General features: G+C 33.5%; 25 protein-coding genes and 1 riboswitch. Of the genes, 21 read left to right on the top strand and 4 right to left on the bottom strand.

Going from position 1 to position 23,852, the window contains the following annotated elements:
• Positions 1-19 precede the first annotated feature (19 nt).
• On the top strand, positions 20-775 hold the full coding sequence (locus CD155_RS05850) for an SDR family NAD(P)-dependent oxidoreductase (RefSeq protein ID WP_103212789.1): 756 nt from the start codon (positions 20-22) through the stop codon (positions 773-775).
• 126 nt (positions 776-901) lie between these two features.
• Here the strand turns inward: CD155_RS05850 and CD155_RS05845 are convergent, their stop codons facing one another.
• Entirely contained in the window at positions 902-1,810 is a 909-nt protein-coding gene (locus CD155_RS05845) for an aldo/keto reductase (RefSeq protein WP_070831205.1), read from the bottom strand.
• 82 nt (positions 1,811-1,892) lie between these two features.
• Between CD155_RS05845 and CD155_RS05840 the strand changes: the two genes are divergently transcribed.
• The 3 genes from CD155_RS05840 (at position 1,893) to xerD (ending at position 3,954) form a co-directional block, all read left to right on the top strand.
• The gene (locus CD155_RS05840) at positions 1,893-2,435 is read left to right on the top strand and encodes an NUDIX domain-containing protein (protein WP_070831208.1); all 543 of its coding nucleotides are present in this window, start codon (positions 1,893-1,895) and stop codon (positions 2,433-2,435) included.
• A 104-nt stretch (positions 2,436-2,539) separates the two neighbouring features.
• A complete protein-coding gene (fur, locus tag CD155_RS05835; protein WP_002433885.1) occupies positions 2,540-2,989 on the top strand; it encodes a ferric iron uptake transcriptional regulator in 450 nt (149 codons plus the stop codon).
• 77 nt (positions 2,990-3,066) lie between these two features.
• Positions 3,067-3,954: a site-specific tyrosine recombinase XerD gene (xerD, locus tag CD155_RS05830; protein WP_103212788.1), complete on the top strand. Its 888-nt coding sequence runs from the start codon at positions 3,067-3,069 to the stop codon at positions 3,952-3,954.
• A 52-nt stretch (positions 3,955-4,006) separates the two neighbouring features.
• Here the strand turns inward: xerD and CD155_RS05825 are convergent, their stop codons facing one another.
• Positions 4,007-4,540 (bottom strand): DUF309 domain-containing protein, encoded by a 534-nt coding sequence (locus CD155_RS05825; protein ID WP_103212787.1) that lies wholly within the window; start codon positions 4,538-4,540, stop codon positions 4,007-4,009.
• 97 nt (positions 4,541-4,637) lie between these two features.
• Here CD155_RS05825 and CD155_RS05820 point away from each other — a divergent pair, with 97 nt between their 5' ends.
• The 6 genes from CD155_RS05820 (at position 4,638) to CD155_RS05795 (ending at position 10,054) form a co-directional block, all read left to right on the top strand.
• Complete coding sequence (locus tag CD155_RS05820) at positions 4,638-5,369, top strand: segregation and condensation protein A (RefSeq protein WP_172605825.1); 732 nt, start codon at positions 4,638-4,640, stop codon at positions 5,367-5,369.
• The gene (gene scpB, locus CD155_RS05815; protein WP_103212785.1) at positions 5,362-5,904 is read left to right on the top strand and encodes an SMC-Scp complex subunit ScpB; all 543 of its coding nucleotides are present in this window, start codon (positions 5,362-5,364) and stop codon (positions 5,902-5,904) included. Before CD155_RS05820 ends, scpB begins: the two co-directional genes overlap by 8 nt.
• The gene (locus tag CD155_RS05810; RefSeq protein ID WP_103212784.1) at positions 5,897-6,634 is read left to right on the top strand and encodes a pseudouridine synthase; all 738 of its coding nucleotides are present in this window, start codon (positions 5,897-5,899) and stop codon (positions 6,632-6,634) included. Before scpB ends, CD155_RS05810 begins: the two co-directional genes overlap by 8 nt.
• 135 nt (positions 6,635-6,769) lie before the next feature.
• A complete protein-coding gene (locus CD155_RS05805; RefSeq protein WP_002442993.1) occupies positions 6,770-7,495 on the top strand; it encodes a response regulator transcription factor in 726 nt (241 codons plus the stop codon).
• Entirely contained in the window at positions 7,479-9,242 is a 1,764-nt protein-coding gene (locus tag CD155_RS05800; RefSeq protein ID WP_103212783.1) for an ATP-binding protein, read from the top strand. The genes CD155_RS05805 and CD155_RS05800 overlap by 17 nt, the downstream gene beginning before the upstream one ends.
• A gap of 64 nt (positions 9,243-9,306) precedes the next feature.
• Positions 9,307-9,452: riboswitch (FMN riboswitch) on the top strand.
• Positions 9,453-9,514: 62 nt separating this feature from the next.
• Positions 9,515-10,054 (top strand): ECF transporter S component, encoded by a 540-nt coding sequence (locus CD155_RS05795; RefSeq protein WP_103212782.1) that lies wholly within the window; start codon positions 9,515-9,517, stop codon positions 10,052-10,054.
• 162 nt (positions 10,055-10,216) lie between these two features.
• On the opposite strand, the gene CD155_RS05790 is transcribed toward CD155_RS05795, so the two are convergent.
• Positions 10,217-10,465, bottom strand: coding sequence for a ferredoxin (locus tag CD155_RS05790; RefSeq protein WP_002433578.1), 249 nt, complete (start codon positions 10,463-10,465; stop codon positions 10,217-10,219).
• Between the two features lie 108 nt (positions 10,466-10,573).
• Between CD155_RS05790 and CD155_RS05785 the strand changes: the two genes are divergently transcribed.
• The 4 genes from CD155_RS05785 (at position 10,574) to ypdA (ending at position 15,787) form a co-directional block, all read left to right on the top strand.
• The gene (locus tag CD155_RS05785; protein ID WP_103212781.1) at positions 10,574-11,536 is read left to right on the top strand and encodes a YpbB family protein; all 963 of its coding nucleotides are present in this window, start codon (positions 10,574-10,576) and stop codon (positions 11,534-11,536) included.
• The gene (locus tag CD155_RS05780) at positions 11,523-12,902 is read left to right on the top strand and encodes a RecQ family ATP-dependent DNA helicase (RefSeq protein ID WP_103212780.1); all 1,380 of its coding nucleotides are present in this window, start codon (positions 11,523-11,525) and stop codon (positions 12,900-12,902) included. The genes CD155_RS05785 and CD155_RS05780 overlap by 14 nt, the downstream gene beginning before the upstream one ends.
• A gap of 159 nt (positions 12,903-13,061) precedes the next feature.
• Complete coding sequence (gene ebpS, locus CD155_RS05775) at positions 13,062-14,645, top strand: elastin-binding protein EbpS (RefSeq protein WP_103212779.1); 1,584 nt, start codon at positions 13,062-13,064, stop codon at positions 14,643-14,645.
• A 155-nt stretch (positions 14,646-14,800) separates the two neighbouring features.
• Positions 14,801-15,787 carry a bacillithiol disulfide reductase YpdA gene (gene ypdA / locus CD155_RS05770; RefSeq protein WP_037541459.1) on the top strand — a complete coding sequence of 329 codons (987 nt, stop codon included), beginning with the start codon at positions 14,801-14,803 and terminating at the stop codon, positions 15,785-15,787.
• A 145-nt stretch (positions 15,788-15,932) separates the two neighbouring features.
• Here the strand turns inward: ypdA and CD155_RS05765 are convergent, their stop codons facing one another.
• Positions 15,933-16,901, bottom strand: coding sequence for an asparaginase (locus tag CD155_RS05765; protein WP_002442978.1), 969 nt, complete (start codon positions 16,899-16,901; stop codon positions 15,933-15,935).
• Between the two features lie 77 nt (positions 16,902-16,978).
• On the opposite strand from CD155_RS05765, the gene cmk reads away from it, so the two are divergent.
• From cmk to CD155_RS05730, 7 genes are all read left to right on the top strand, one after another.
• Positions 16,979-17,638: a (d)CMP kinase gene (cmk, locus tag CD155_RS05760; RefSeq protein WP_002442977.1), complete on the top strand. Its 660-nt coding sequence runs from the start codon at positions 16,979-16,981 to the stop codon at positions 17,636-17,638.
• A gap of 409 nt (positions 17,639-18,047) precedes the next feature.
• A complete protein-coding gene (gene rpsA / locus CD155_RS05755) occupies positions 18,048-19,226 on the top strand; it encodes a 30S ribosomal protein S1 (RefSeq protein WP_037541457.1) in 1,179 nt (392 codons plus the stop codon).
• Positions 19,227-19,445: 219 nt separating this feature from the next.
• Complete coding sequence (der, locus tag CD155_RS05750) at positions 19,446-20,756, top strand: ribosome biogenesis GTPase Der (RefSeq protein ID WP_002442974.1); 1,311 nt, start codon at positions 19,446-19,448, stop codon at positions 20,754-20,756.
• A 20-nt stretch (positions 20,757-20,776) separates the two neighbouring features.
• On the top strand, positions 20,777-21,775 hold the full coding sequence (locus CD155_RS05745; RefSeq protein ID WP_103212778.1) for an NAD(P)H-dependent glycerol-3-phosphate dehydrogenase: 999 nt from the start codon (positions 20,777-20,779) through the stop codon (positions 21,773-21,775).
• Between the two features lie 170 nt (positions 21,776-21,945).
• Positions 21,946-22,218: a non-specific DNA-binding protein Hbs gene (gene hbs / locus CD155_RS05740; protein WP_001043863.1), complete on the top strand. Its 273-nt coding sequence runs from the start codon at positions 21,946-21,948 to the stop codon at positions 22,216-22,218.
• A 334-nt stretch (positions 22,219-22,552) separates the two neighbouring features.
• Positions 22,553-23,134 carry a hypothetical protein gene (locus CD155_RS05735; protein WP_002442970.1) on the top strand — a complete coding sequence of 194 codons (582 nt, stop codon included), beginning with the start codon at positions 22,553-22,555 and terminating at the stop codon, positions 23,132-23,134.
• Positions 23,127-23,852 (top strand): demethylmenaquinone methyltransferase, encoded by a 726-nt coding sequence (locus tag CD155_RS05730; protein ID WP_256605060.1) that lies wholly within the window; start codon positions 23,127-23,129, stop codon positions 23,850-23,852. Before CD155_RS05735 ends, CD155_RS05730 begins: the two co-directional genes overlap by 8 nt.

The following is a 23,852-nucleotide window of genomic DNA, read 5'->3' as shown; positions in this document are numbered from 1 at the left end:
TTTAAAAAGGACGATGAAAATGATTGGTAAACATTACATAGTTACAGGTGGTACGAGTGGGTTAGGATTAGACATAGTTAAACAACTTCTAAAAAGGGGCGCACATGTAACTGTTCTAGCTAGAAATATAGAAAAGTTTAATCAAATTGATTTTCAAAATGATCAGAAGAATGTAGAAGTCATTCAATGCAATTTACAACATAGGGAAGACATTTCGCAATTAGAAGGTAAAATCAAAACGCTTGTTGACGGGCTCATCTACAGTTCTGGATTAGGCTACTTCAAATCCATCGATAACTATTCTGCAGAGGAAATGATTGAAACGTATGATGTCAATCTGATTGGTTTTAATTTGTTATACAAAGTTTTACGACCTCAATTTATTCAACATGCACATATTATCGGAATATCCAGTCAAGCTGCGTTTGTAACACAAGCGAATGCGGCACATTACGGCGCATCTAAAGCAGCATTCAATGCCGTGTTAAATGCTTTACGCATTGAAGAGCCGCAATTTCATATCATGAGTGTCAATCCTGGTCCAATTGATACACCTTTCCATGAAAAGGCAGATCCGACACTTTCATTTTTTAACAAATATAAGTATATCATGATTGATTCAGAACAACTGGCTACACGTATAGTGGAAGGCATATTAAAGAACAAAGCGGAAATTAACCAACCTGCATGGATGCATCAATTATTGAAATTCTATCAACTTGCACCTCGAACACTTGAAAGGTTATTGCCTAAATTCTTCAAAACCAAAGAATAGGCGCACAATCACCGTTCTTAAAATATACAAAAAGCGAAGACGTTCTTATGTCATGTGCACACAAAAGTAATATTTTTAATTCTACTCAGTGCGTTCATAACGGAACATCTTCGCTTATTAATTTATCTATTTTAAATGTTGCGTATATTCTATATTTTTCACGCGGTCGCGTGCTGATTTGATTTGGTCTAAGCTCACATCTTTATTAAAATTACGCACATTTTCTTCTAATTGTTCAACACTGCTTGCGCCCACAATAATTGAACCAAGTGCATCGTGAGAAGTTAAATATTTGAAAGAAAGGGCACTTAAATTACTTTCAATTTCTTTAACAGATGCAATGACTTCACCTAACTCATCATGCGTATAATCAAAAATACCATCTTGGAATTTCTGGTCTAATGCATTCACACTATTAGATGTCAATAAACCTTTAAATACAGGTCCACGTGCAAGCACTTTAACTTGTTTCTCATGAACAGCATCTAAAAGATTTTCTGGTCGATTATCAATTAAATTAAATTGTGACATTAATGTTTCGATTTGACTATGCTTTAAATAGTAATCTATGACATTAGGTCGGATAGAAGAAATTCCATACGCACGAATGATACCTTCTTGTTTTAATTCATCAAATGCACTAATTGTTTCATCTAATGGATCATCAATAGTACCACCATGTAATTGGTATAAATCGATATGATCTAAACCTAATCGTTGAAGTGAACCTTTAACACCTTCTTTAATATGTTTCTTAGAAGGATCCCATGTTATGTTTCCATCGTCAGTTAGTCGATTGCCGACTTTCGTACCGATAACGATGTCATCACGATTTTGATATTTCTTTAATGCTTTTCCTACAATTTCTTCATTGATACCTTGATCATACATATCCGCTGTATCAAAATACGTGATTCCATTTTCAATTGCGCTTTCAATGATAGGTTGTGCTTTTTTATAATCTGTACCTAGACTCATACAACCTAATCCTAGTTCAGAAATTTCGATGCCACTTTTCAAAATATTTTTTTGCAAGTCCATTCTCCTTTCGATACACTTTAACTGACGCATTCAGTTTACCAATTAATAAATATAAATAAAAGGGACGTGTTTAAATATGAGATTAAATGAAAAAACGATTGATAGAACCGTAATATATAATGGGAAGATTATCGATTTAGAAGTACATGATGTTGAATTACCCGATGGCAGTACCTCTAAACGTGAATTAGTGTATCACAACGGTGCAGTTGCTGTATGCGCAGTTACACCTGAAAATGAAGTGCTCCTAGTCAAACAATTTAGAAAGCCTGCAGAAAAGCCTTTACTCGAAATACCAGCTGGCAAACTTGAAAAAGGCGAAGAACGAGAAGAAGCAGCAAAACGCGAACTACAAGAAGAAACGGGCTACATTGCATCTGATCTTGAATTCGTTACAGATATGTATGGTTCTCCAGGATTTTCAAGCGAAAAATTATCAATCTATTTCACAGATCAACTCACTGAAGGAGAAATGAATTTAGACGAAGATGAATTTGTAGAACTACATAAAGTGTCTATTGAGAATGTGAAAACAATGCTAGAAAACAAGGAACTTGAGGATGCTAAAACAATTATCGCTTTACAGCATCTATTATTAAATTATAATCATTCTAAATAAGTATCGTAATCTCTTGCTTTTTATTGAGAATATTGATATTTTATTTAGTGAATCATAGATTAAATTAAAATGATTATAATTCTTAGTAGAGGAGTGAGGCTTCCGTGGAAGAACGTTTAAATCGCGTGAAGCAACAATTACAGCAATCATCTTATAAATTAACTCCACAACGAGAGGCGACAGTTAGAGTATTAATTGAAAACGAGAAAGATCATCTTAGTGCTGAAGATGTCTATTTAAAAGTAAAAGATAAAGCACCTGAAATTGGTTTAGCTACTGTATATAGAACTTTAGAACTCTTAGCAGAACTTAAAGTTGTAGATAAAATCAATTTCGGTGACGGCGTGGCACGCTTCGATTTACGTAAAGAAGGGGCTAAACACTTCCATCATCATTTAGTTTGCATGGAATGTGGGAAAGTAGACGAAATCGATGAAGACCTTTTGCCTGAAGTTGAGAATCGTGTGGAGAATGAGTTTAATTTTAAAATTTTAGATCACCGACTCACTTTCCATGGTGTTTGTTCAGATTGCCAAGCGAAAGGTAAAGGCTAAGACCTTTCATTTTCATAATAAGCAATGCGTATTTAATTAAGTTTGAAAGAAGCCACCGCTTCAATAGAGGTGCTGACATGAATACAATTATCGAAGAATATTTAAATTTCATCCAAATCGAAAAGGGTTTGAGCAGTAATACGATTGGTGCGTACCGTAGAGATTTAAACAAATATAAAACGTATCTCGAGGAACGAAAGATTACACATATTGATTTCGTAGATCGCCAAGTGATTCAAGAATGTTTAGGTCATTTAATCGATTTAGGTCAATCGTCGAAATCATTAGCACGTTTTATCTCAACAATAAGAAGCTTTCACCAATTTGCATTAAGAGAAAAATATGCAGCGAAAGATCCTACAGTTCTTATTGAGACACCTAAATATGAGAAGAAACTTCCTGATGTGCTAGAAGTACAAGAAGTTTTAGATTTACTAGAAACACCTGATTTAACTAAGAATAATGGCTACCGTGATCGTACGATGTTAGAACTTTTATATGCGACAGGGATGCGAGTATCTGAAATTATTCAATTGGAAGTAGAAGACGTTAATCTAATGACGGGGTTCGTTAGAGTCTTCGGTAAAGGAAATAAAGAACGTATTGTTCCTTTAGGTGATGCTGTAATTGAATATTTAACAACTTATATCGAAACGGTTCGCCCTCAATTATTGAAACAAACAGTAACACATGTGTTATTTCTCAATATGCACGGTAAACCACTATCTCGTCAGGGTATTTGGAAAATGATTAAACAAAACGGTATCAAAGCCAATATTAATAAAACATTAACACCACATACATTACGACATTCGTTTGCTACGCATTTACTTGAAAATGGCGCAGATTTAAGAGCTGTACAAGAAATGTTAGGTCATTCCGATATTTCGACCACACAATTGTACACTCACGTCTCTAAATCACAAATTAGAAAAATGTATAATCAATTCCATCCAAGAGCATAGTCTTAATTTAAAAGACCAATAAACGTATTGATAACATCACATCATCAAACGTTTATTGGTCTTTTAATGTATGATAAGGTTGTTGCAATTTTTTATGACGAAGTTGTTTCGCTTCTTCCCGAGCTTGAATAACTTCAGAACGGTCTCTTTTCAAATGATGGTGAACAATATACGGCTCTGATATGACAAATGATGTAAAAATATAATTAGGATATACCTTTTTGATATATTGATTAAAGGATGTCTCTAAAGGCAACTTGACTGGGACAAATGGTTGATTTTCCCTTAAAGATGTTATTTGATGTCGAATTAAATTTTTATAATCGTGGATGTCGAGATGTAATTGTTCTGAATCTGCAGCATTGCTAATGACAGAAAGAGATTTTTCATAAGATTTCAAAGCACCTTTATGATTACCGCGTCGATAATGATAACAAGCTGTCGCAAAGAGGATTAAACTCACGACGGCGTCATTTTTAGAAAAAGAGGGATGCGATTTCCAAGCTTCTTCTAAAATATCATGACACAGAAAGTAATGTTGGTTCTTATGAAATTGATAATAAAAATGAATTAACGCATCTTCCATAATCATTCACCCATAATTTAAAAGTTATATGTATTCATGCTATAATATTTGTGTGAAATATGCACTTAAGATGCAACATGAGATAGAGGTAGATACGATGTATGAAGTAAAACTCGATGCATTTAATGGGCCGTTAGACTTGTTATTGCATTTGATTCAAAAATTTGAAATTGATATTTATGATATTCCTATGAAAGCTTTAACCGAACAATATATGCAATATGTACACGCGATGAATCAACTTGAAATTAATATTGCAAGTGAATATTTAGTCATGGCGTCTGAACTTTTAATGATTAAAAGTAAGTTATTACTGCCTCAAACAAGTGTAGAAGATGACATAGAAGAAGACCCGCGTGAAGATTTAGTAGGACGCTTAATCGAATATCAAAATTATAAGGAATATACAGAAATATTGAATAAGATGAAAAATGAACGTGATTGTTATTACACTAAGTATCCTACTGATTTATCTCATTTAGAAACAGATGAATCTTGGGATCCTAATCAAACGATTGATTTAACAGAACTCATCGTTGCATACCAAAGAGTAAAAAATAGAGTTGAGCTTAATACACCTAAATCGGTCGAGATAAAAAAAGAAACATTTACGATTCAACAAGCAACTGAACAAGTTACAAATCGTTTGAAAGAACATGAATCATTTAATTTCTTTAGTTTGTTCACGTTTCATGAACCTGTGGAACAAGTGGTCACACACTTTTTAGCCATTTTAGAAATGTCTAAATCTGGCATCGTTAATATTAATCAACAACATCAATTTGAAGACATCGATATCATTAGAGGAGTGAATTACAACATTGGATAACCAAGGAATATTAGAAGCATTACTTTATACTTCTGGTGACGAAGGATTAGACCAAAAACAATTAATGGAGATATTAGATGTAAATAAAAATGAACTTGAAAATTTAATTCAATCTTATCAATCTTCGGGTTTGGTTATCCAAAAATTCGGTACGACGTATGTTTTAACAACAAAAAAAGATGCTTCTTCATACATTGAACAATTAATTGAGCAAAAATCTAAAATGAAATTATCCCAAGCTGCAATGGAAACACTATCCATTATCGCTTATAACCAACCACTTACACGTAGCGATATTGAAATGATTAGAGGTATTAATTCTGACGGTGCAGTCAAGACGCTCATTGCAAGAGGATTAGTAGAAGCTAAAGATGTCGATCATTCTAGGAGTCATCATTTAATTACGACGGATTTATTCTTAAATGTTTTTGGAATAGAAAATCTTGAAGCATTACCAACTACTGAAGAGGATGATGAAGAAATGGACGAATTCTTCAGTAATTTAGTCAACCAAAAAGGAGATTCAAATGAGTAAAGAACAAGAGAGATTACAAAAGAGGATAGCGAATAGCGGGTATACGTCACGACGCAAAGCTGAAACACTCATCACTGAAGGAAAGGTTAGTGTTAACGGTCAAGTCGTTACTGAATTAGGAACAAAGGTCTCTAATTCAGATACTGTAGAAGTTGAAGGCATAAAAATAGAACAAGAAGATAAAATGTATATTCTATTTTATAAACCTACACAAGTCATCACGAGCGTTTCAGACGATCGTGGTCGCACGGTTGTAACAGATTATTTTGATGATATTGAAACACGTATTTATCCAGTAGGTCGTTTAGATTATGATACATCTGGAATTTTACTTTTAACTAACGATGGGGAATTTACAAATTTAATGACACATCCTCGTTATCACATCAAAAAGAAATATGTCGCTAAACTCAAAGGTTATTTAATGAGAGAAGATGTCAAAGAACTAGAAAAAGGTATCCAGTTAGAAGATGGATTTACACAACCTGCTCAAGTTAAAATCAAAAAGCAAGATAAAGAAAAGAATACAACCTTAGTTGAAATTACAATTAGCGAAGGAAGAAATAGACAAGTGCGTCGCATGTTCGAGCATTTTGGTCATCAAGTGAATAAATTAACACGTATTCAATTCGGGCCTTTAGATTTGAAAGGTTTAAATGCTGGTGAAGGACGCGTCTTAACCCCACACGAAGTAAAAACGTTAAGACATTTAGCGGAAAATGGTAAATAAACACAAATAATATGTTTTTACCAATAAGTTTGAGATTTTTTTCACAAAGTTTTATCTATCAATCACTTAATCTGTTCAACCTATGCTATAATAACAAATGAATTTGAACAGCATGTGTAGGAGGTATAAAGTATTATGGCTAACGAAATTTTAATCGTTGATGATGAAGACAGAATCAGAAGATTACTTAAATTATATTTAGAAAGAGAATCTTTTGAAATCCATGAAGCAAGTAATGGGAAAGAGGCTTATGAGCTTGCGATGGAGAATAACTATGCGTGCATTCTTTTAGATTTAATGCTTCCAGAAATGGATGGTATAGAAGTTGCTTCTAAACTAAGAGAACATAAAGAAACGCCTATTATTATGCTTACGGCTAAAGGTGAAGAGACAAATCGCGTTGAAGGATTTGAATCTGGTGCTGACGACTACATTGTTAAACCATTTTCACCACGAGAAGTCGTATTAAGAGTAAAAGCTTTATTAAGACGTACACAGTCCGCAAACTCTGAACAAAGCGAACCACATGCACGAGACATTATCGAATTTAATCATTTAGTTATTGATAATGACGCACATAGAGTACTTGCAGACAACGAACAGGTGAATTTAACACCTAAAGAATATGAATTATTAATTTATTTAGCTAAGACACCAAATAAAGTGTTTGATCGTGAACAATTACTTAAAGAGGTTTGGCATTATGAATTTTATGGCGACTTGCGAACAGTGGATACACACGTTAAGCGTTTGAGAGAAAAATTAAATCGTGTGTCTAACGATGCAGCTCAAATGATACAAACTGTTTGGGGCGTCGGTTATAAATTCGAGGTTAAAGCCAGTGATGAACCGACTAAATAGTGTAGTTATAAAACTGTGGTTAACTATTATTTTAATAGTGGCGACAGTTTTAATTTTATTAAGTGTATCCTTAATCACATTTATCCAATATTATTTCACGCAAGAAACTGAAAATTCTATCAAAGAAGATGCCAAAAGAATTAGTTCACTCGTAGAGAAATCAAAAAATAAATCTCTTGCCATTCAAAACTGTCAAAAGTTAATAGATGGGCCTGGTGGACTTATTATTATGAAAGATTTTAATGATAAGCCAGCATCATCGTATAATAATACTAAAATTCAAATGCTTAAAGAAATTAAGCATAACGATAATTTTAAAAAGGTCTTCCAAAAAGGTGAATTTGAAACTCAAAATGTCACTATAAAAAATCATGGTGATACTCAGTCTTATATTCTCCTAGGTTATCCGATGAAAGCTCAAAAAGACGCACACGGTAAACATAGTGGTGTATTTATCTATAAAGACTTAAAATCTATCGAAGATACGAATAATGCTATTACAATTATCATCTTAATTACAGCTATTATCTTTATTGCTGCAAGTACCATTTTCGCATTTTTCCTATCTAATAAAATTACGAAACCACTTCGCCAATTAAAAACACAGGCTCAAAAAGTTTCAGAAGGTGATTATAGCCATATCTCATCAGTCAAAACCAAAGATGAAATAGGTGATTTATCAAGAGCTTTTAATAATATGAATTATGAAATTCAAGAACATATCGAAGCATTATCATCTTCTAAAAATATTAGAGATAGCCTTATCAATTCCATGGTTGAAGGGGTACTAGGCATAAATGATCAACGTGATGTCATAATATCAAATAAAATGGCTGATGATATCATCCATAACATTGATGACTTTTCAAAAGAATTAATCGAAAAACAAATCGAACAAACGTTTAAATCTGAAGGTACAGAATTCCAAGAAATAGAAATTAATACGAGATATTACGTCTTTATCACAAGTTATATTAATCGTATTCAACCTAATGGCAGAAACGGTATCGTGGTGATTATCCGAGACATGACAAATGAACATAACTTGGATCAAATGAAGAAAGACTTTATCGCAAATGTCTCTCATGAATTACGTACACCCATATCATTGTTACAAGGTTACACTGAATCCATTGTTGATGGTGTTGTAACTGAACCAGACGAAATACGAGATTCTCTTGCTGTCGTGTTAGATGAATCTAAGCGTTTAAATCGTCTTGTCAACGAGTTACTCAACGTTGCACGCATGGATGCAGAAGGTTTATCAGTAGAGAAAGAAGTGCAACCTATTGATGACCTTTTAGATAAAATGAAAGCCAAATACCGAATGCAAGCTGAAGATTTAGATCTCACAATGGAATTTAATTCAGGCAATGATAATCAGTTGTGGGATTATGATATGGACCGCATGGACCAAGTTCTAACTAATCTGATTGACAATGCATCTAGATATACGCAACCTGGTGATACCATTGCAGTAACTACTGCCAAAGATAATCGTTATAACATCTTATATATTAGTGACACTGGAACGGGTATTGCACCCGAACATTTACAACAAGTCTTTGACCGCTTCTACAAAGTTGACGCTTCCCGTAAACGCGGTAAACAAGGTACAGGTTTAGGACTCTTTATTTGTAAAATGATTATCGAAGAACATGGGGGCAAAATTGAAGTTGAAAGTGAGCTAGGTAAAGGCACGACATTTATTATTAAATTACCTCAACCACACATTGAAAATAACTAAGCAGAGTCGTTGAGTTTATGGATTTTATCGTGTAATATAAATTTTAAATAAAATCATTATAAATATTCATCTTCGGGGTAGGGTGTAATTCCCAACCGGCAGTAATTTAAGCCTGCGACGAAGTGAAGTCAGAAACATATATTTTACTTCACTTCTTGATTCAGTGAAAATCTGAAGCCGACAGTATAGTCTGGATGGGAGAAGATGGAGGTTTTTTGTTGTGCAAATTTCCTCCTTTTCTGTGCAAGATGAATGGAAGGAGAAAATTGAATATGCAACAAAATAAACGTCTAATTACCATTAGTATGTTAAGTGCGGTTGCGTTTGTGTTAACTTTCATTAAGTTTCCAATACCTTTCTTACCACCGTATTTAACATTAGATTTTAGTGATGTTCCAACATTACTTGCTACATTCATTTTAGGACCGCTCGCAGGTGTGATCGTGGCTCTCATTAAAAACATCTTAAATTTTCTATTTAACATGAGTGACCCAGTAGGTCCAGTAGCGAATTTCTTAGCAGGTGTAAGTTTCTTGTTATCTGCTTACTATGTTTATGTGAGAAAACGTACCTCACGATCATTAATAAATGGATTAATTGTTGGTACCATTGTGATGACAATTGTATTAAGTATCCTCAATTATTTCGTGTTACTTCCTTTATATGGAATGATCTTCAATTTAGGTGACGTTGTGAAAAACGTCAAAATTGTGATTGTTTCTGGAGTGATTCCATTTAATATTATCAAAGGTATCGTCATTTCAGTTATCTTTGTTTTACTATATAGACGTCTTAAAAATATTTTTAAATAAAACGCATGCTCTCTATGCTAAGTTAAATCAACGTTTCTTAGTTTAGAGAGCATTCTTTATATACATATATTGATTACATCATCAGTAAGATAATAGATAAAATTTTTAATTAACTAAAAAAGCTCGAATCCTTAAACAAAATTAAGAATCCGAGCATATCTATTATTCAAATTTAAGCGCGTCACCATCAAATGGTTCGTCTTCAATTTTAATTGAGTCTGTTGGACAACCTTCTAATGCGTCTTCCATATCTTCGTACAACTCTTCTGGCACTTCTGCAGTACCTTGGTTATCATCAAGGATTACGAAAGCAATACCTTCGTCGTCGTAATCATAAATATCTGGAGCTGCTGCACCACATGCACCACATGCGATACATGTATCCATATCAACGATTGTATATTTAGCCATTTTCATTCGCCTCCTTTGATAAAAATGCTACACTAGTATTGCTAATACAATTGTAGACATCGACATTTTTCATTTCAATATATTCGTTTTATAGAGTGAGGTTTTAATTTGAACCATATATTATTTTATGCCATTAATCATGCATATAACTACAAAACAAATAAAAGCATTTATAATATTTTAATAGGCAAGAAGTCTCATCAAACGTTTTTTGATGCTTCGAGCCAACAACTTTTGTCATTATATCATAGTTTGCCCAATTTAAAATATCCTACTTTTGAGCGATTTATACTCCAAATGGATGATTTTGAAAGTAAATTTACAATTAAAACAAATTCTCGTTATACATATGATAGTTTAATTCAAACATTTAGTTGTATACAACTGCTTATTCAAACTTTATCACATACACGTAAACAATCTTTTAAATTTGTACCCGCAGTTCAAAACACTTTTATTCAACAAAAAGTTAAACAACTATATAGTCACATCAAGACAAATCATTTAGAAGAAGATTTGATCAAAGAAATTTACTTACTTTTCGAGACAATTCAAAAGAAGCACAACACGAATTATCTTCATTATTATTTACAAGGTTACGATGAACCTATGTATACAAGACAACAAATTAGTCTAATCGAAGAGATGAAGCAATCTGAACTATTTGAAATTGAAATGGTTCAACTTATTGATTTAATAGAAGAAATTGAACATGAGTTAAGATATCCAATACTGTCCCAAACTGTGATTTTACCACCATTGTTAAATCAAACCTATTTAAGTTATCAAAAACTGCGTACTGGAGTAACTATGAAAGAGATTGCTGAACGTCAAAATGTTAAAATTAATACAGTCGAAGACCATGTATTAGAAATTTTCATCAAAGGTTACCAAAAAGATTATTCTACTTATATAGAAGAAACGAGACTCAAACAGTTTGTGTCGTATTATAATAATCATAAAGGATTAAGATTAAGAGAATATAAGAACGAATTTGAAGATTTGACTTATTTTCAAATTAAATTAGTGATTGTAGGTATTGAGCGAGGCGATTTAAATGCTAGAGGATAAACTGAAAGACTGGTTTGGATTTAAAACTTTCAAGCCCGGCCAAAAAGACATTATACAAAGCGTCTTAGAAGGCAAACATACATTAGGCATACTTCCAACTGGCAGTGGGAAAAGTTTATGTTATCAATTCCCAACATATCTTATCGAAAAGCCAACGCTAGTCATCTCACCACTTATTTCACTGATGGATGATCAAGTGATGCAAATGAAGTTAAACGGTGAATCGCAAGTTGCCTATATACATTCTGGAATGGACGAAGTTGAAAAAAGAAATAATATCAAACGGCTTCCGCAAAGTCGCTTTATATATTTGAGTCCAGAATACATATTACAACCACAAAACTTTAAATTAATTTCCCGTATTGATTTTGGTCTTATTGTGTTAGATGAAGCACATTGCTTATCGGAATGGGGATATGATTTTAGACCTCATTATGCATTAATTGGTCAGATTATCTCACATTTTAAGCAAGCTCGTGTGCTTGCATTAACTGCAACTGCACCACCTCATCTAGATGAGGATTTAACTCAAATACTTAATGTGAAACTTAATGTGATTAAGACAAGTATGAGTCGCGAGAATATTTCTTTACAACATAGAAATTTTAATGATGATGATGAGAAAATAGAATGGCTTATTCCATTTTTAAATTATTCGGGCCCTACAATTATCTACATATCTTCTAAGAAAAAATGTTTAGAACTCGCAAATTTAATATATGATGCAGGATTTTTAACAGGGATTTATCACGGAGATTTAAGTTATCAAGAACGACAGACCGTACAACAACAGTTTTTAAACAATGACATACCCGTTATCGTCGCAACAAGTGCATTTGGAATGGGCATTAATAAAAAAGATATACGCACCGTGATTCATTTCCATCTTTCTTCAAGTCCATCAAACTATTTACAAGAAATTGGTCGTGCTGGGCGAGATGGTAAATTGAGTCAGGCCATAAGTTTATATCAACCTGATGATCGCTTTTTATTAGAAACTTTATTGTTTACAGATATGATTACTGATGAAGATATTTCAATGTTTGAATTAGGTGATTTCTTACCTCCTGATAAGAAAGAAATCTTGGAAACGTTGTATCGACAATTTTCTGTGAGTGAGCTTAGAAGTATTTTCAAAAAGTCATATCAACGTAAACGTTTAGGCTATATGCGTATGCTTGGATATAAAGATATAGACCAATGTCGTCGCCACTATTTACTGGAATTCTTTAATGAACATCCAGACAAACCAAATCAATGTTGTGATAATGATACCGATTTGGAGGAAATTAAAAATTTTAATCGTAAAAAAGTGAAAAGAAAAATGACTTATGAAGAAAAACTCAAAAATTTGTTTGAACCCTAGCTATCGCTTTACTTAAAGAAATTTATCAAGCTATAATTAATGTGTAATACCAATATAAATGTGTTAAATAATTTTAAAATTCATACATATTCACGTGATGACGTGGGTATAGAAATGGTAACGTTAATAATTTCATAAAACAAAGAAAGGATGATGCTTGTGTCTAACAATAATTTTAAAGATGATTTTGAAAAAAATCGTCAATCTATTGATCCAGAAGAACACAATAATCGTACAAATGAAGAACAACAAGATGAAACAAAAGAAAATGTAGAGGATAAATCAAATCAACATTTTCCTCCAAGAAACGCGCAACGTCGTAAAAGACGCAGAGATGTTGCAACAAATCATAACAAACATGAAGATGATAATAACGAACACTCACAAAATAGCAATAATTCATTAGATGACCGTTATGATGAAACTTCATTACATAATGGTGAAAATGATAATTACGACACAGCATCTCGTTCTAATGATAATGATGCGCACGCAAACCGTTCTAGTAACGATAAGCAAAACGAACAAGGCGCTCAAGATGATAGACTTGTTAGTGGTAAAGATGCAACAATTGCTGGAGGTGCTGCTGGAGCAGGAGCTACTGGAAAGGCTTCAAAAGAGGCTAACAAAAAATCTGGAGCTCGTCCTGGCCCGAAAGTAAATGAAGGCCATAATAATGACCTTACAGACGATCATGAACGTCGCTCTAATAATCATCACGAAAGTAGCGATGAAAACGCTACGCATGATTCAAAAGATGATAACCATTCTTCTAATAAAGGCAAAAAAGCTGCAGCAACTGGCGCAGGTGTAGCTGGCGCTGCAGGCGTGGCTGGTGCAGCTAAACATCATCATGATAAAAAAGAAGAAAATCATTCTGATAGAAATACGAGCCGTGAACAGCATCATGACAACGAAAATGACCGTTATAGAAATGATGAAACGACACATGATAATCATGAACATGATAAAAAGTCTGGCAAAGGTAAGAAAACTGCCGCTGTAGGTGCTGGGGCTGCAGGTGCTGCCGGAGCTGCTGGTTTAGCGAAGCATGAACATGATAAACACAAAAATGGTGACAAACGTGGTGATCATAGACAACACGATGATAGAAACCAACATAGAGATGAACAACGTCGTCAACATCATCACGAAGATAATCATGATGGTAAGAAAAAAGGTGGATTAATGAAAATATTATTACCACTTATCGCCGCTGTACTTATCCTTGGTGCCATTGCTATCTTTGGCGGTATGGCATTAAATAACCATAATGATAGTAAAAATGATGATAACAAAGTTTCTGATCAAAGTAAGAAAGATTCAGACAAGAAAGATAATGACAAAGATAAAGCAGCTAGTGACAAAGATAAAGACAAAAATAAAGATAAATCATCTTCAGATAACAATTCATCAAACTCAAATAGTAATGCATCTGGATCAGATGAAAATGGTAATAACTCAAATAGCGATAACCAAAACGGCACAACTAATAACCAAAACCAAGGTACTCAAAACCAAAACAATCAACAAAACAATGGTAATGCAGCACAAGGGAATAATGGCCAACAAAATAAACAAGGTCAACAATCACACACTGTAAATGGACAAGAAAATCTATATCGTATCGCAATCCAATATTATGGTAGTGGTACTCAAGAAAATGTTGACAAAATTAAACGTGCAAATGGATTAAACAGTAATAACATCCATAACGGTCAAACATTAGTTATTCCTCAATAAAACGATTTTAATCGATAATGATTAACGTCCTCTTAGTTCACGCTGAGAGGGCGTTTTTTATATTGCATGAAATTTTCCTGATTTTATACAATTCATGCTTAGCTAAATTAAGTAATAACTGATATAATGATTTGGTGATTAAAGGAGGGCAAATCATGCAAAGAGTTGAAAGCATTATTATTGGTGGTGGCCCATGTGGTTTAAGTGCTGCGATTGAGCAAAAGAAAAAAGGTATCGAAACGTTAGTTATTGAAAAAGGGAACGTTGTAGAATCAATCTACAATTATCCAACACATCAAACTTTCTTTTCATCAAGTGACAAATTAAGCATTGGTGATATTCCATTTATTGTTGAAGAAAGTAAACCAAGACGTAATCAAGCACTCGTTTATTACAGAGAAGTAGTGAAACATCATCAATTAAATATCCATCCATTCGAGGAAGTTTTAACAGTTAAAAAGATTGATAACAAATTTACAATCACTACGACAAAAGATGTCTATGAATGTAAATTTTTAACAGTTGCAACAGGTTATTATGGCCAACATAATACTTTAGAAGTTGAAGGTGCCGAATTACCAAAAGTATTCCATTACTTTAAAGAAGCACATCCTTACTTCAACCAAAATGTTGTAATCATTGGTGGTAAAAATTCTGCTGTAGATGCTGCACTAGAATTAGAAAAAGCAGGCGCAAACGTGACAGTCATTTATCGTGGAGAAAGATATCCCAAGGCAATTAAACCTTGGATATTACCAAATTTCGAGTCATTAGTTACTCATGAAAAGATTACAATGGAATTTAACGCGAACGTGACTCAGATTACTGAAGATACAGTCACTTATGAAAAGGATGGCCGTACAATTGAAATCGATAACGATTACGTGTTTGCAATGATAGGTTATCATCCTGATTATGAATTCTTAAAATCAATCGGAATTGAAATCAATACGAACGAATACGGTACAGCACCAGTTTACAATCGTGAGACGTATGAAACGAATGTAGAAAACTGTTATATTGCAGGTGTGATTGCTGCAGGAAATGATGCAAATACTATTTTCATTGAAAACGGTAAGTATCATGGTGGAATCATTACTCAAAGTATTCTTAGTAAGAAACAAACACCTCTAGAAACTTAAGTTAAATCATTTACACATATCAATTCGTTTAGGTATAACAAATCCCTCAGAAAGTTTTAATATTTTCTGAGGGATCATTTTTATTTATTCCATACATTTTATTATTATAGTTGCCATGATTTTTCGTAATTATACAAATTAGAATTTATTCTTCAAAGTATGCTTTAAGTTTCTGATGATTCATATCTTGACTTAAACCAACTAATAATTTAAGTCGTGCTTTAGGTCCGTTTAATCCATTTGAAAAGATGACTCCCTTTTCAAATAAATCAAAACCACCACCTTCATAAGCATATACTGGGCTAACAATACCATTAAATGATCTTGAAACAAGTACAATCGGGATGCCCTTATCAAGACAATGCTGAAGTCCAGATAAACATGTCGCAGGGAGATTTCCTTGTCCGAGTGCTTCAATAACTAAACCATCTATTTCTTGATTAGCATAGAAATCTAATAAGTCACTTTCCATTCCCATATAGGCTTTGATAAGTGGCACTTTAAGTTGATGATTAATTGATTTAAAGGAAGTTTGTCGATATGGATGATTATGAAATTGCACTCGGTCTTTTGTTAATACACCAAGCGGACCATGATTAGGACTTTGGAATGTATTAATATTTGAAGTATGCGTTTTCGTTACATTTCGCGCTGTATGAATTTCATCATTAAAGACGACCATGACTCCTTTTCCTAAAGCAGCATCTGAAGAGGCAACTCTAATTGCTGAAATAAAATTATATAAACCATCTGACCCAATTTCATTAGACGATCTCATTGCACCGGTAATAACTACAGGCTCATCAATATCTAATAATAGGTCTAATAAAAAGGCCGTTTCCTCGAGTGTATCCGTCCCATGAGTAACAACATAGCCATCATAATCATTATTATTCACGCATTGAATAATCGTTTCTCTAAGTCGTGTGACATTCTTTGTCGTCATGTGAGGAGAAGGCACATTGAGTAAATGTGTTTCTTCAACTTCAGCATATTGATTAATAATATCTTGATGTTGGGAAATAGGATTTTCCTCGTTGGTAACAACTTTGTTTGTAGCATCTTGTGACATACTAATTGTACCGCCAGTATGTATAACAAGGAGTCTTTTCATAATCTTTCCTCCTATTAATTTTTTACTTTTTTATGATAAAATAAGATTTACAAAACAACAAGGAAGGTTAATTAATAATGAGTTCAATCAATATTGCATTAGATGGACCAGCAGCTGCAGGTAAGAGCACAATTGCGAAACAAGTTGCCAGTCGTCTAACTATGATATATGTTGATACAGGAGCAATGTATCGTGCCATTACATATAAATATTTACAAAATGGCAAACCTGAAAATTTCGATGAATTAATTCAAAATACTGAATTAGAATTAACTTATGATAAAGAAAAAGGTCAAAGAATAATTTTAGACGGTCAAGATGTGACAGACTACTTAAGAGAGAATGACGTCACAAATCATGTTTCTTACGTTGCTTCAAAAGAACCTGTACGTTCGTTTGCAGTTAAAATTCAAAAAGATTTAGCTGCTAAAAAAGGAATAGTGATGGACGGCAGGGATATTGGTACTGTCGTGTTACCAAACGCCGAACTCAAAGTTTATATGATTGCATCAGTTGAAGAACGTGCTGAACGCCGTCAAAAGGAAAATGAGTTACGTGGTATTGATTCTAATTTAGAACAACTTAAACAAGAAATTGAAGATCGCGACCATTATGATATGAATCGCGAAATTTCTCCGCTGAAGAAAGCAGACGATGCAATTACTTTAGATACAACCGGGAAATCAATTGAAGAAGTTACAAACGAAATTTTAGAAATGGTTGAAAACTTAAAATAAATTTAAAGCTTAAAGACTATGATAGTGTATCTTATTGGTACGTCATCATAGTCTTTTTAAGCATATCGGTTTAATTAAGTATTAATATTATATATAATTAACTTGGAAAATAAGATTTGCATCTGTGATTAGTTACTAACTATATTTTTTCAAAATTATAATTTAACATATCTTAATAAGTGATGGTCATTCAAACTATATAGTCGAGTAAAATTACGTGTTTAAAAATGATGCATTTCAATTCGTTAATAAACTATATCAATTTTAGGTAATGAACCAAATGTTGACAGAAGCAATTTTAAGATAAAGTAAACCATGTTAAGATTGCCCGTTTGAAAGTAGAATTTCTTGACAATTCTGTCAGTTTATAAGATGTTATAATTATGTAGTGTTTAAGGAGGCAAACAAGATGACTGAAGAATTCAATGAATCAATGATTAATGACATTAAAGAGGGTGACAAAGTCACTGGTGAAGTTCAACAAGTTGAAGATAAACAAGTTGTTGTGCACATTAATGGAGGTAAGTTTAACGGTATCATCCCAATTAGCCAACTTTCTACTCACCACATCGAGAGCCCAAGTGAAGTAGTGAAAGTCGGCGATGAAGTTGAAGCTTACGTCACTAAAATTGAGTTCGATGAAGAAAATGACTCAGGTGCATACATTTTATCTAAAAGACAACTTGAAACTGAAAAATCATATGAATACTTACAAGAAAAACTTGATAATGATGAAGTGATTGAAGCTGAAGTTACTGAAGTAGTTAAAGGCGGCTTAGTCGTAGATGTTGGTCAAAGAGGATTCGTACCAGCTTCACTAATTTCAACTGATTTCATTGAAGATTTCTCTGTATTTGATGGACAAACAATCCGCATTAAAGTGGAAGAATTAGATCCTGAGAACAATAGAGTCATTTTAAGCCGTAAAGCTGTAGAACAAGCTGAAAACGATGTTAAAAAAGCATCGCTATTAGATTCACTTAGCGAAGGCGATGTGATTGATGGTAAAGTGGCTCGCCTAACTAACTTCGGTGCTTTCATTGATATTGGTGGTGTGGATGGTTTAGTTCACGTATCCGAATTATCTCATGAACATGTTCAATCACCAGAAGAAGTGGTATCAGTTGGTGACGAAGTAAAAGTTAAAGTTAAATCTGTTGAGAAAGATTCTGAACGTATTTCATTATCTATTAAAGATACTTTACCAACACCTTTTGAAAATATTAAAGGTAAATTCCACGAAGATGACGTGATTGAAGGTACTGTAGTACGTCTAGCTAACTTTGGTGCATTTGTAGAGATTGCACCTGCAGTACAAGGCTTAGTTCACATTTCTGAAATCGATCATAAACATATCGGTTCACCAAGTGAAAAATTAGAACCAGGTCAACAAGTAAATGTTAAAATTTTAGGTATTGATGAAGAAAATGAACGAATTTCATTATCTATCAAAGCAACATTACCTAAAGAAGATGTGATTGAAAGTGATGAATCCACAACTCAATCTTATCTAGACAACGATAACGATGAAGACAATCCAACTTTAGGTGATGTTTTCGGAGATAAATTTAAAGACCTTAAATTCTAATAGTAATAATTAAATTTCTTGTATAATGTATGTTACAAACTCCAATTAAGTCTTAGAACAATGAATGCGTTCTTTGAACATTAATTGGGGTTTTATTTTTTAAAATTTAAAAACAACAATATACATACTCACATATCATCAATGCGACTTACTCCAGTTTTGAATACGCGCATTCATGTGATAAAATTATAGAGATTAAGAAAGAGAGGAAGTTACCTTATGACTAAACCTATAGTGGCAATTGTGGGTAAACCTAACGTTGGGAAATCTACAATTTTTAATAGAGTGGTCGGTGAGCGTGTATCAATTGTTGAAGATACTCCAGGCGTAACACGAGACCGAATTTACTCGTCAGGTGAATGGTTAACTCATGAATTTAATATCATAGATACAGGTGGTATTGAAATTGGAGATGCACCTTTCCAAACACAAATACGTGCACAAGCAGAAATCGCGATTGATGAAGCGGATGTTATCATTTTTATGGTAAACGTAAGGGAAGGTCTGACTCAAAGTGATGAAATGGTTGCACAAATGTTGTATAAATCTAAGAAACCTGTAGTTCTAGCAGTGAATAAAGTCGACAATCCAGAAATGCGAAATGATATTTATGATTTCTATTCATTAGGTTTCGGAGATCCGTATCCCATTTCAGGCTCACACGGCCTAGGCCTTGGGGATTTATTAGATGCTGTGGTGGAGAACTTTGGCGAAGAAACTGAAGATCCATATGACGAAGATACAATTAGATTGTCTATTATTGGTAGACCTAATGTGGGAAAATCTAGTCTAGTTAATGCAATTTTAGGTGAAGAACGTGTTATCGTTTCTAATGTTGCAGGTACGACGAGAGATGCAGTCGATACAGAATATACATATGAAGATCAGGATTATGTATTAATTGATACTGCCGGTATGCGTAAGAAAGGTAAAGTTTATGAATCCACTGAAAAGTACTCCGTTTTACGCGCATTAAAAGCAATCGAACGATCAAATGTAGTCCTCGTTGTTATAGATGCTGAACAAGGGATTATCGAACAAGACAAACGTGTAGCAGGATATGCACACGAAGAAGGTAAAGCTATCGTCATTGTTGTAAATAAATGGGATACAGTTGAAAAAGATAGTAAAACGATGAAGAAGTTTACTGAAGACGTTAGAAATGAATTTCAATTCTTAGATTATGCTCAAATTGCATTCGTTTCTGCTAAAGAGAGCTTACGTTTGAGAACACTTTTCCCATATATCAAGGAAGCAAGTGAAAATCATAAGAAACGTGTACAAAGCTCAACACTTAACGAAGTGGTAACCGATGCAATCTCAATGAATCCAACACCTACTGATAAAGGTAGAAGATTAAATGTATTTTACACGACGCAAGTTGCGATCGAACCTCCAACATTTGTTGTGTTCGTCAACGATGTAGAATTAATGCACTTCTCTTACAAACGTTACTTAGAGAACCAAATTAGAGATGCATTTGGATTTGAAGGAACACCAATCCATATTATTCCTAGAAAAAGAAATTAATCAACAAAGGGGATTTAAAGATGACAAAGATTACAGTATTTGGTATGGGTAGTTTTGGTACTGCACTAGCTAATGTCTTAGCACAAAATGGTCACGATGTATTAATGTGGGGTAAAAATAACGATAGTGTAGAAGAATTAAATACACACCACATGAATAAGAACTATTTAAAAGAAGCAAAATTAGAAGAATCTATTCAAGCGACGACAGATCTTAAACAAGCTACACAATTCTCAGATATTTTTCTTATGGCATTACCTACAAAAGCAATGAGAGAAGTCGCTTCAAACATAGATGAAATGCTTGAATCGAAGAAAACATTTATCCATGTTGCTAAAGGTATTGAGAATGGGACGTTCAAACGTGTATCTGAGATGTTAGAAGATTCTATTTCACCAGAGCATAATGCTGGTATTGGAGTGCTTTCTGGTCCAAGTCACGCTGAAGAAGTTGTAATTAAACAACCAACAACTGTAGCAGCATCTTCTAAAGATGAGAAGATTAGTGCTTTGATTCAAGATTTATTTATGAATGACTATCTTAGAGTCTACACAAACAACGACCTTGTCGGCGTAGAACTTGGTGGTGCACTAAAAAATATTATTGCTGTCGCAAGTGGTATTGTTGCAGGTATGGGCTTTGGAGATAATGCTAAAGCCGCATTAATGACACGAGGTTTAGCAGAAATTAGTCGCTTAGGCGAAAAGTTAGGCGCTGACCCTATGACTTTCTTAGGCTTAGGGGGTATAGGCGATTTAATAGTTACATGTACGTCAACACATTCTCGAAATTTCACACTTGGTTATAAATTAGGCCAAGGTAAAACAATGGACGATGCATTAAAAGAAATGAACATGGTTGTTGAAGGGGTTTACACTACAAAATCTGTTTATCACTTAGCTAAAGAAGAAAATGTAGATATGCCAATTACAAGTGCATTGTATCGAGTATTATTCGAAGATGTACCTGTTAAAGATAGTGTTAAAGAATTAATGGGAAGAGATAAAAAAGCTGAATAATTAGTGTATTATTACTATTTTTGAGCGAATATTTATAAATTTAATTGCAAATCGCGTAAAATCAACGTTTCTGTTGTATAAATCGTTGCGATGACAGTAATCAGTGTGTTAAAGTCATAGCATAATGATATCAAGCATATCATTATAAAACCTCAGGAGGTGAATTCATAATGAATAAAACTGATTTAATTAATGCAGTTGCAGAACAAGCAGACTTAACTAAAAAAGAAGCTGGTTCAGCAGTTGACGCTGTTTTCGAATCAATCCAAAACTCACTTGCTAAAGGTGAAAAAGTACAATTAATCGGTTTCGGTAACTTCGAGGTACGTGAACGTGCTGCTCGTAAAGGCCGTAACCCTCAAACAGGTAAAGAAATTGACATCCCTGCAAGTAAAGTACCAGCATTCAAAGCTGGTAAAGCATTAAAAGATGCTGTTAAATAATTTTACTTACAAAAAGCCCCTCAGGGGCTTTTTTAATTATTTTAGAACGTCTAATTTTTAAAAATTTTAGGCGTTCTTATGCATTAGGCATCAGACTAATGTAATCCTTTTTACATTCTTTATATAGGCGTTCCAATTATATAACATTTAATCTGAACCTATGAAGGCCCACAATGTAATAGGTTCATTTTTTTACATAACTAAAGATAAATGTGATTTTTACAACCTAACATATAAATAGATGCGTAATTACTACAAAAGAACAACTCCTATAGATTTTATTTTCATACATATAATGTTACTATTAGTTATGATAATATCGTGAGGTGTGAACATGGAAACGACAATAAGCAAACTAAACAGACAAATAGAACATAAGCTTAAAGGGATTAATGATTATGAATCAATACATATTAATTCATCTTTAAGTGCTTTATTAGATTCATATCAAATTCCTGAGATAGCTAAACTTGCTTGCCTCACTATTGACACTTCAATGCGTCATTTAGATGATATTACTAAAAATAACTTATCAAAGAACGCAATTTTAATAGGTGATTTATTAAGTGCTCATTATTATACCTTGCTAGCAGAAATGGATGATCCTTCATATCAATTAAATATGAGTAAAGCTATAGTAAAAGTGAATGAGCTTAAATCTTCGCTTCATCAACACGCCCTGCCTAAACGAGACATGAATGAAGCTATCATCGATATTGAAGTGCTATTCCCATATATTACGATTTCTCATTTCAAAGATGACGTTGATAAATTCGTTTTATTTGAAGACTTAACTTCAAAATATGATGGTTATTATCCATCATATTTAAAACAATATACGAAAGATGCAATTGATCAATTTTTCAAAGATATTAATCAAAGCTATACAAAAAGAAGAGGTAATGAACATGGCTGAAAATCAAGCAAAAAAAGAACAAGTACATACAGTATTTCAAAATATTTCGCAAAAATACGATAGATTAAATAATATTATTAGCTTTGAACAGCACAAAGTTTGGAGAAAACATGTGATGAAAGACATGCGTGTCGAAGAAGGTAGCAAAGCCCTAGACGTATGTTGTGGCACAGCAGACTGGACAATTGCGCTAAGTAAAGCAGTAGGTGACAGCGGTCAAGTGACTGGTTTAGACTTCAGTGAAAATATGCTCGAAGTTGGTAAGGAAAAAACGGCTTCATTAAATAACGTTGAACTTGTACATGGTGATGCGATGAATTTACCATTTGAAGACAATACATTCGATTACGTGACTGTAGGATTTGGACTTAGAAACGTCCCTGATTATTTAGGCGCATTAAAGGAAATGCACCGTGTGCTTAAACCAGGCGGTAAGGTCGTATGTCTTGAAACAAGTCAACCAACATTACCAGTATTTAAACAAGTTTACAGTCTTTACTTTAAATTTGTTATGCCTATTTTCGGAAAAATGTTCGCAAAATCAAAAGAAGAGTATGAATGGTTACAACAATCGACATTTAATTTTCCTGATAAACAAACGTTGAAACGTTTATTCTTTGAAGCAGGATTCAACAATATCAAAGTACGTAGCTTTACAGGTGGCGTTGCTGCAATGCACCTTGGCTATAAAGAAAAAGATTCTACCAAAGGTGATTAA

Source organism: Staphylococcus caprae (genome assembly GCF_002902725.1).
Taxonomy (GTDB): Bacteria; Bacillota; Bacilli; order Staphylococcales; family Staphylococcaceae; genus Staphylococcus; species Staphylococcus caprae.
This window is presented reverse-complemented; position numbering and strand designations above follow the sequence as displayed.

What these genes read in the sequence shown, in the direction of transcription:
- CD155_RS05765 (WP_002442978.1), bottom strand. Translation starts at nt 16,901, where the DNA reads ATGAAAAGACTCCTTGTTATACATACTGGCGGTACAATTAGTATGTCA.
- CD155_RS05825 (WP_103212787.1), bottom strand. Translation starts at nt 4,540, where the DNA reads ATGGAAGATGCGTTAATTCATTTTTATTATCAATTTCATAAGAACCAA.
- CD155_RS05840 (WP_070831208.1), top strand. Translation starts at nt 1,893, where the DNA reads ATGAGATTAAATGAAAAAACGATTGATAGAACCGTAATATATAATGGG.
- hbs (WP_001043863.1), top strand. Translation starts at nt 21,946, where the DNA reads ATGAATAAAACTGATTTAATTAATGCAGTTGCAGAACAAGCAGACTTA.
- rpsA (WP_037541457.1), top strand. Translation starts at nt 18,048, where the DNA reads ATGACTGAAGAATTCAATGAATCAATGATTAATGACATTAAAGAGGGT.
- xerD (WP_103212788.1), top strand. Translation starts at nt 3,067, where the DNA reads ATGAATACAATTATCGAAGAATATTTAAATTTCATCCAAATCGAAAAG.
- CD155_RS05735 (WP_002442970.1), top strand. Translation starts at nt 22,553, where the DNA reads ATGGAAACGACAATAAGCAAACTAAACAGACAAATAGAACATAAGCTT.
- CD155_RS05820 (WP_172605825.1), top strand. Translation starts at nt 4,638, where the DNA reads ATGTATGAAGTAAAACTCGATGCATTTAATGGGCCGTTAGACTTGTTA.
- CD155_RS05850 (WP_103212789.1), top strand. Translation starts at nt 20, where the DNA reads ATGATTGGTAAACATTACATAGTTACAGGTGGTACGAGTGGGTTAGGA.
- CD155_RS05810 (WP_103212784.1), top strand. Translation starts at nt 5,897, where the DNA reads ATGAGTAAAGAACAAGAGAGATTACAAAAGAGGATAGCGAATAGCGGG.
- CD155_RS05800 (WP_103212783.1), top strand. Translation starts at nt 7,479, where the DNA reads ATGAACCGACTAAATAGTGTAGTTATAAAACTGTGGTTAACTATTATT.
- der (WP_002442974.1), top strand. Translation starts at nt 19,446, where the DNA reads ATGACTAAACCTATAGTGGCAATTGTGGGTAAACCTAACGTTGGGAAA.
- CD155_RS05780 (WP_103212780.1), top strand. Translation starts at nt 11,523, where the DNA reads ATGCTAGAGGATAAACTGAAAGACTGGTTTGGATTTAAAACTTTCAAG.
- CD155_RS05745 (WP_103212778.1), top strand. Translation starts at nt 20,777, where the DNA reads ATGACAAAGATTACAGTATTTGGTATGGGTAGTTTTGGTACTGCACTA.
- ypdA (WP_037541459.1), top strand. Translation starts at nt 14,801, where the DNA reads ATGCAAAGAGTTGAAAGCATTATTATTGGTGGTGGCCCATGTGGTTTA.
- CD155_RS05790 (WP_002433578.1), bottom strand. Translation starts at nt 10,465, where the DNA reads ATGGCTAAATATACAATCGTTGATATGGATACATGTATCGCATGTGGT.
- cmk (WP_002442977.1), top strand. Translation starts at nt 16,979, where the DNA reads ATGAGTTCAATCAATATTGCATTAGATGGACCAGCAGCTGCAGGTAAG.
- CD155_RS05805 (WP_002442993.1), top strand. Translation starts at nt 6,770, where the DNA reads ATGGCTAACGAAATTTTAATCGTTGATGATGAAGACAGAATCAGAAGA.
- CD155_RS05795 (WP_103212782.1), top strand. Translation starts at nt 9,515, where the DNA reads ATGCAACAAAATAAACGTCTAATTACCATTAGTATGTTAAGTGCGGTT.
- CD155_RS05730 (WP_256605060.1), top strand. Translation starts at nt 23,127, where the DNA reads ATGGCTGAAAATCAAGCAAAAAAAGAACAAGTACATACAGTATTTCAA.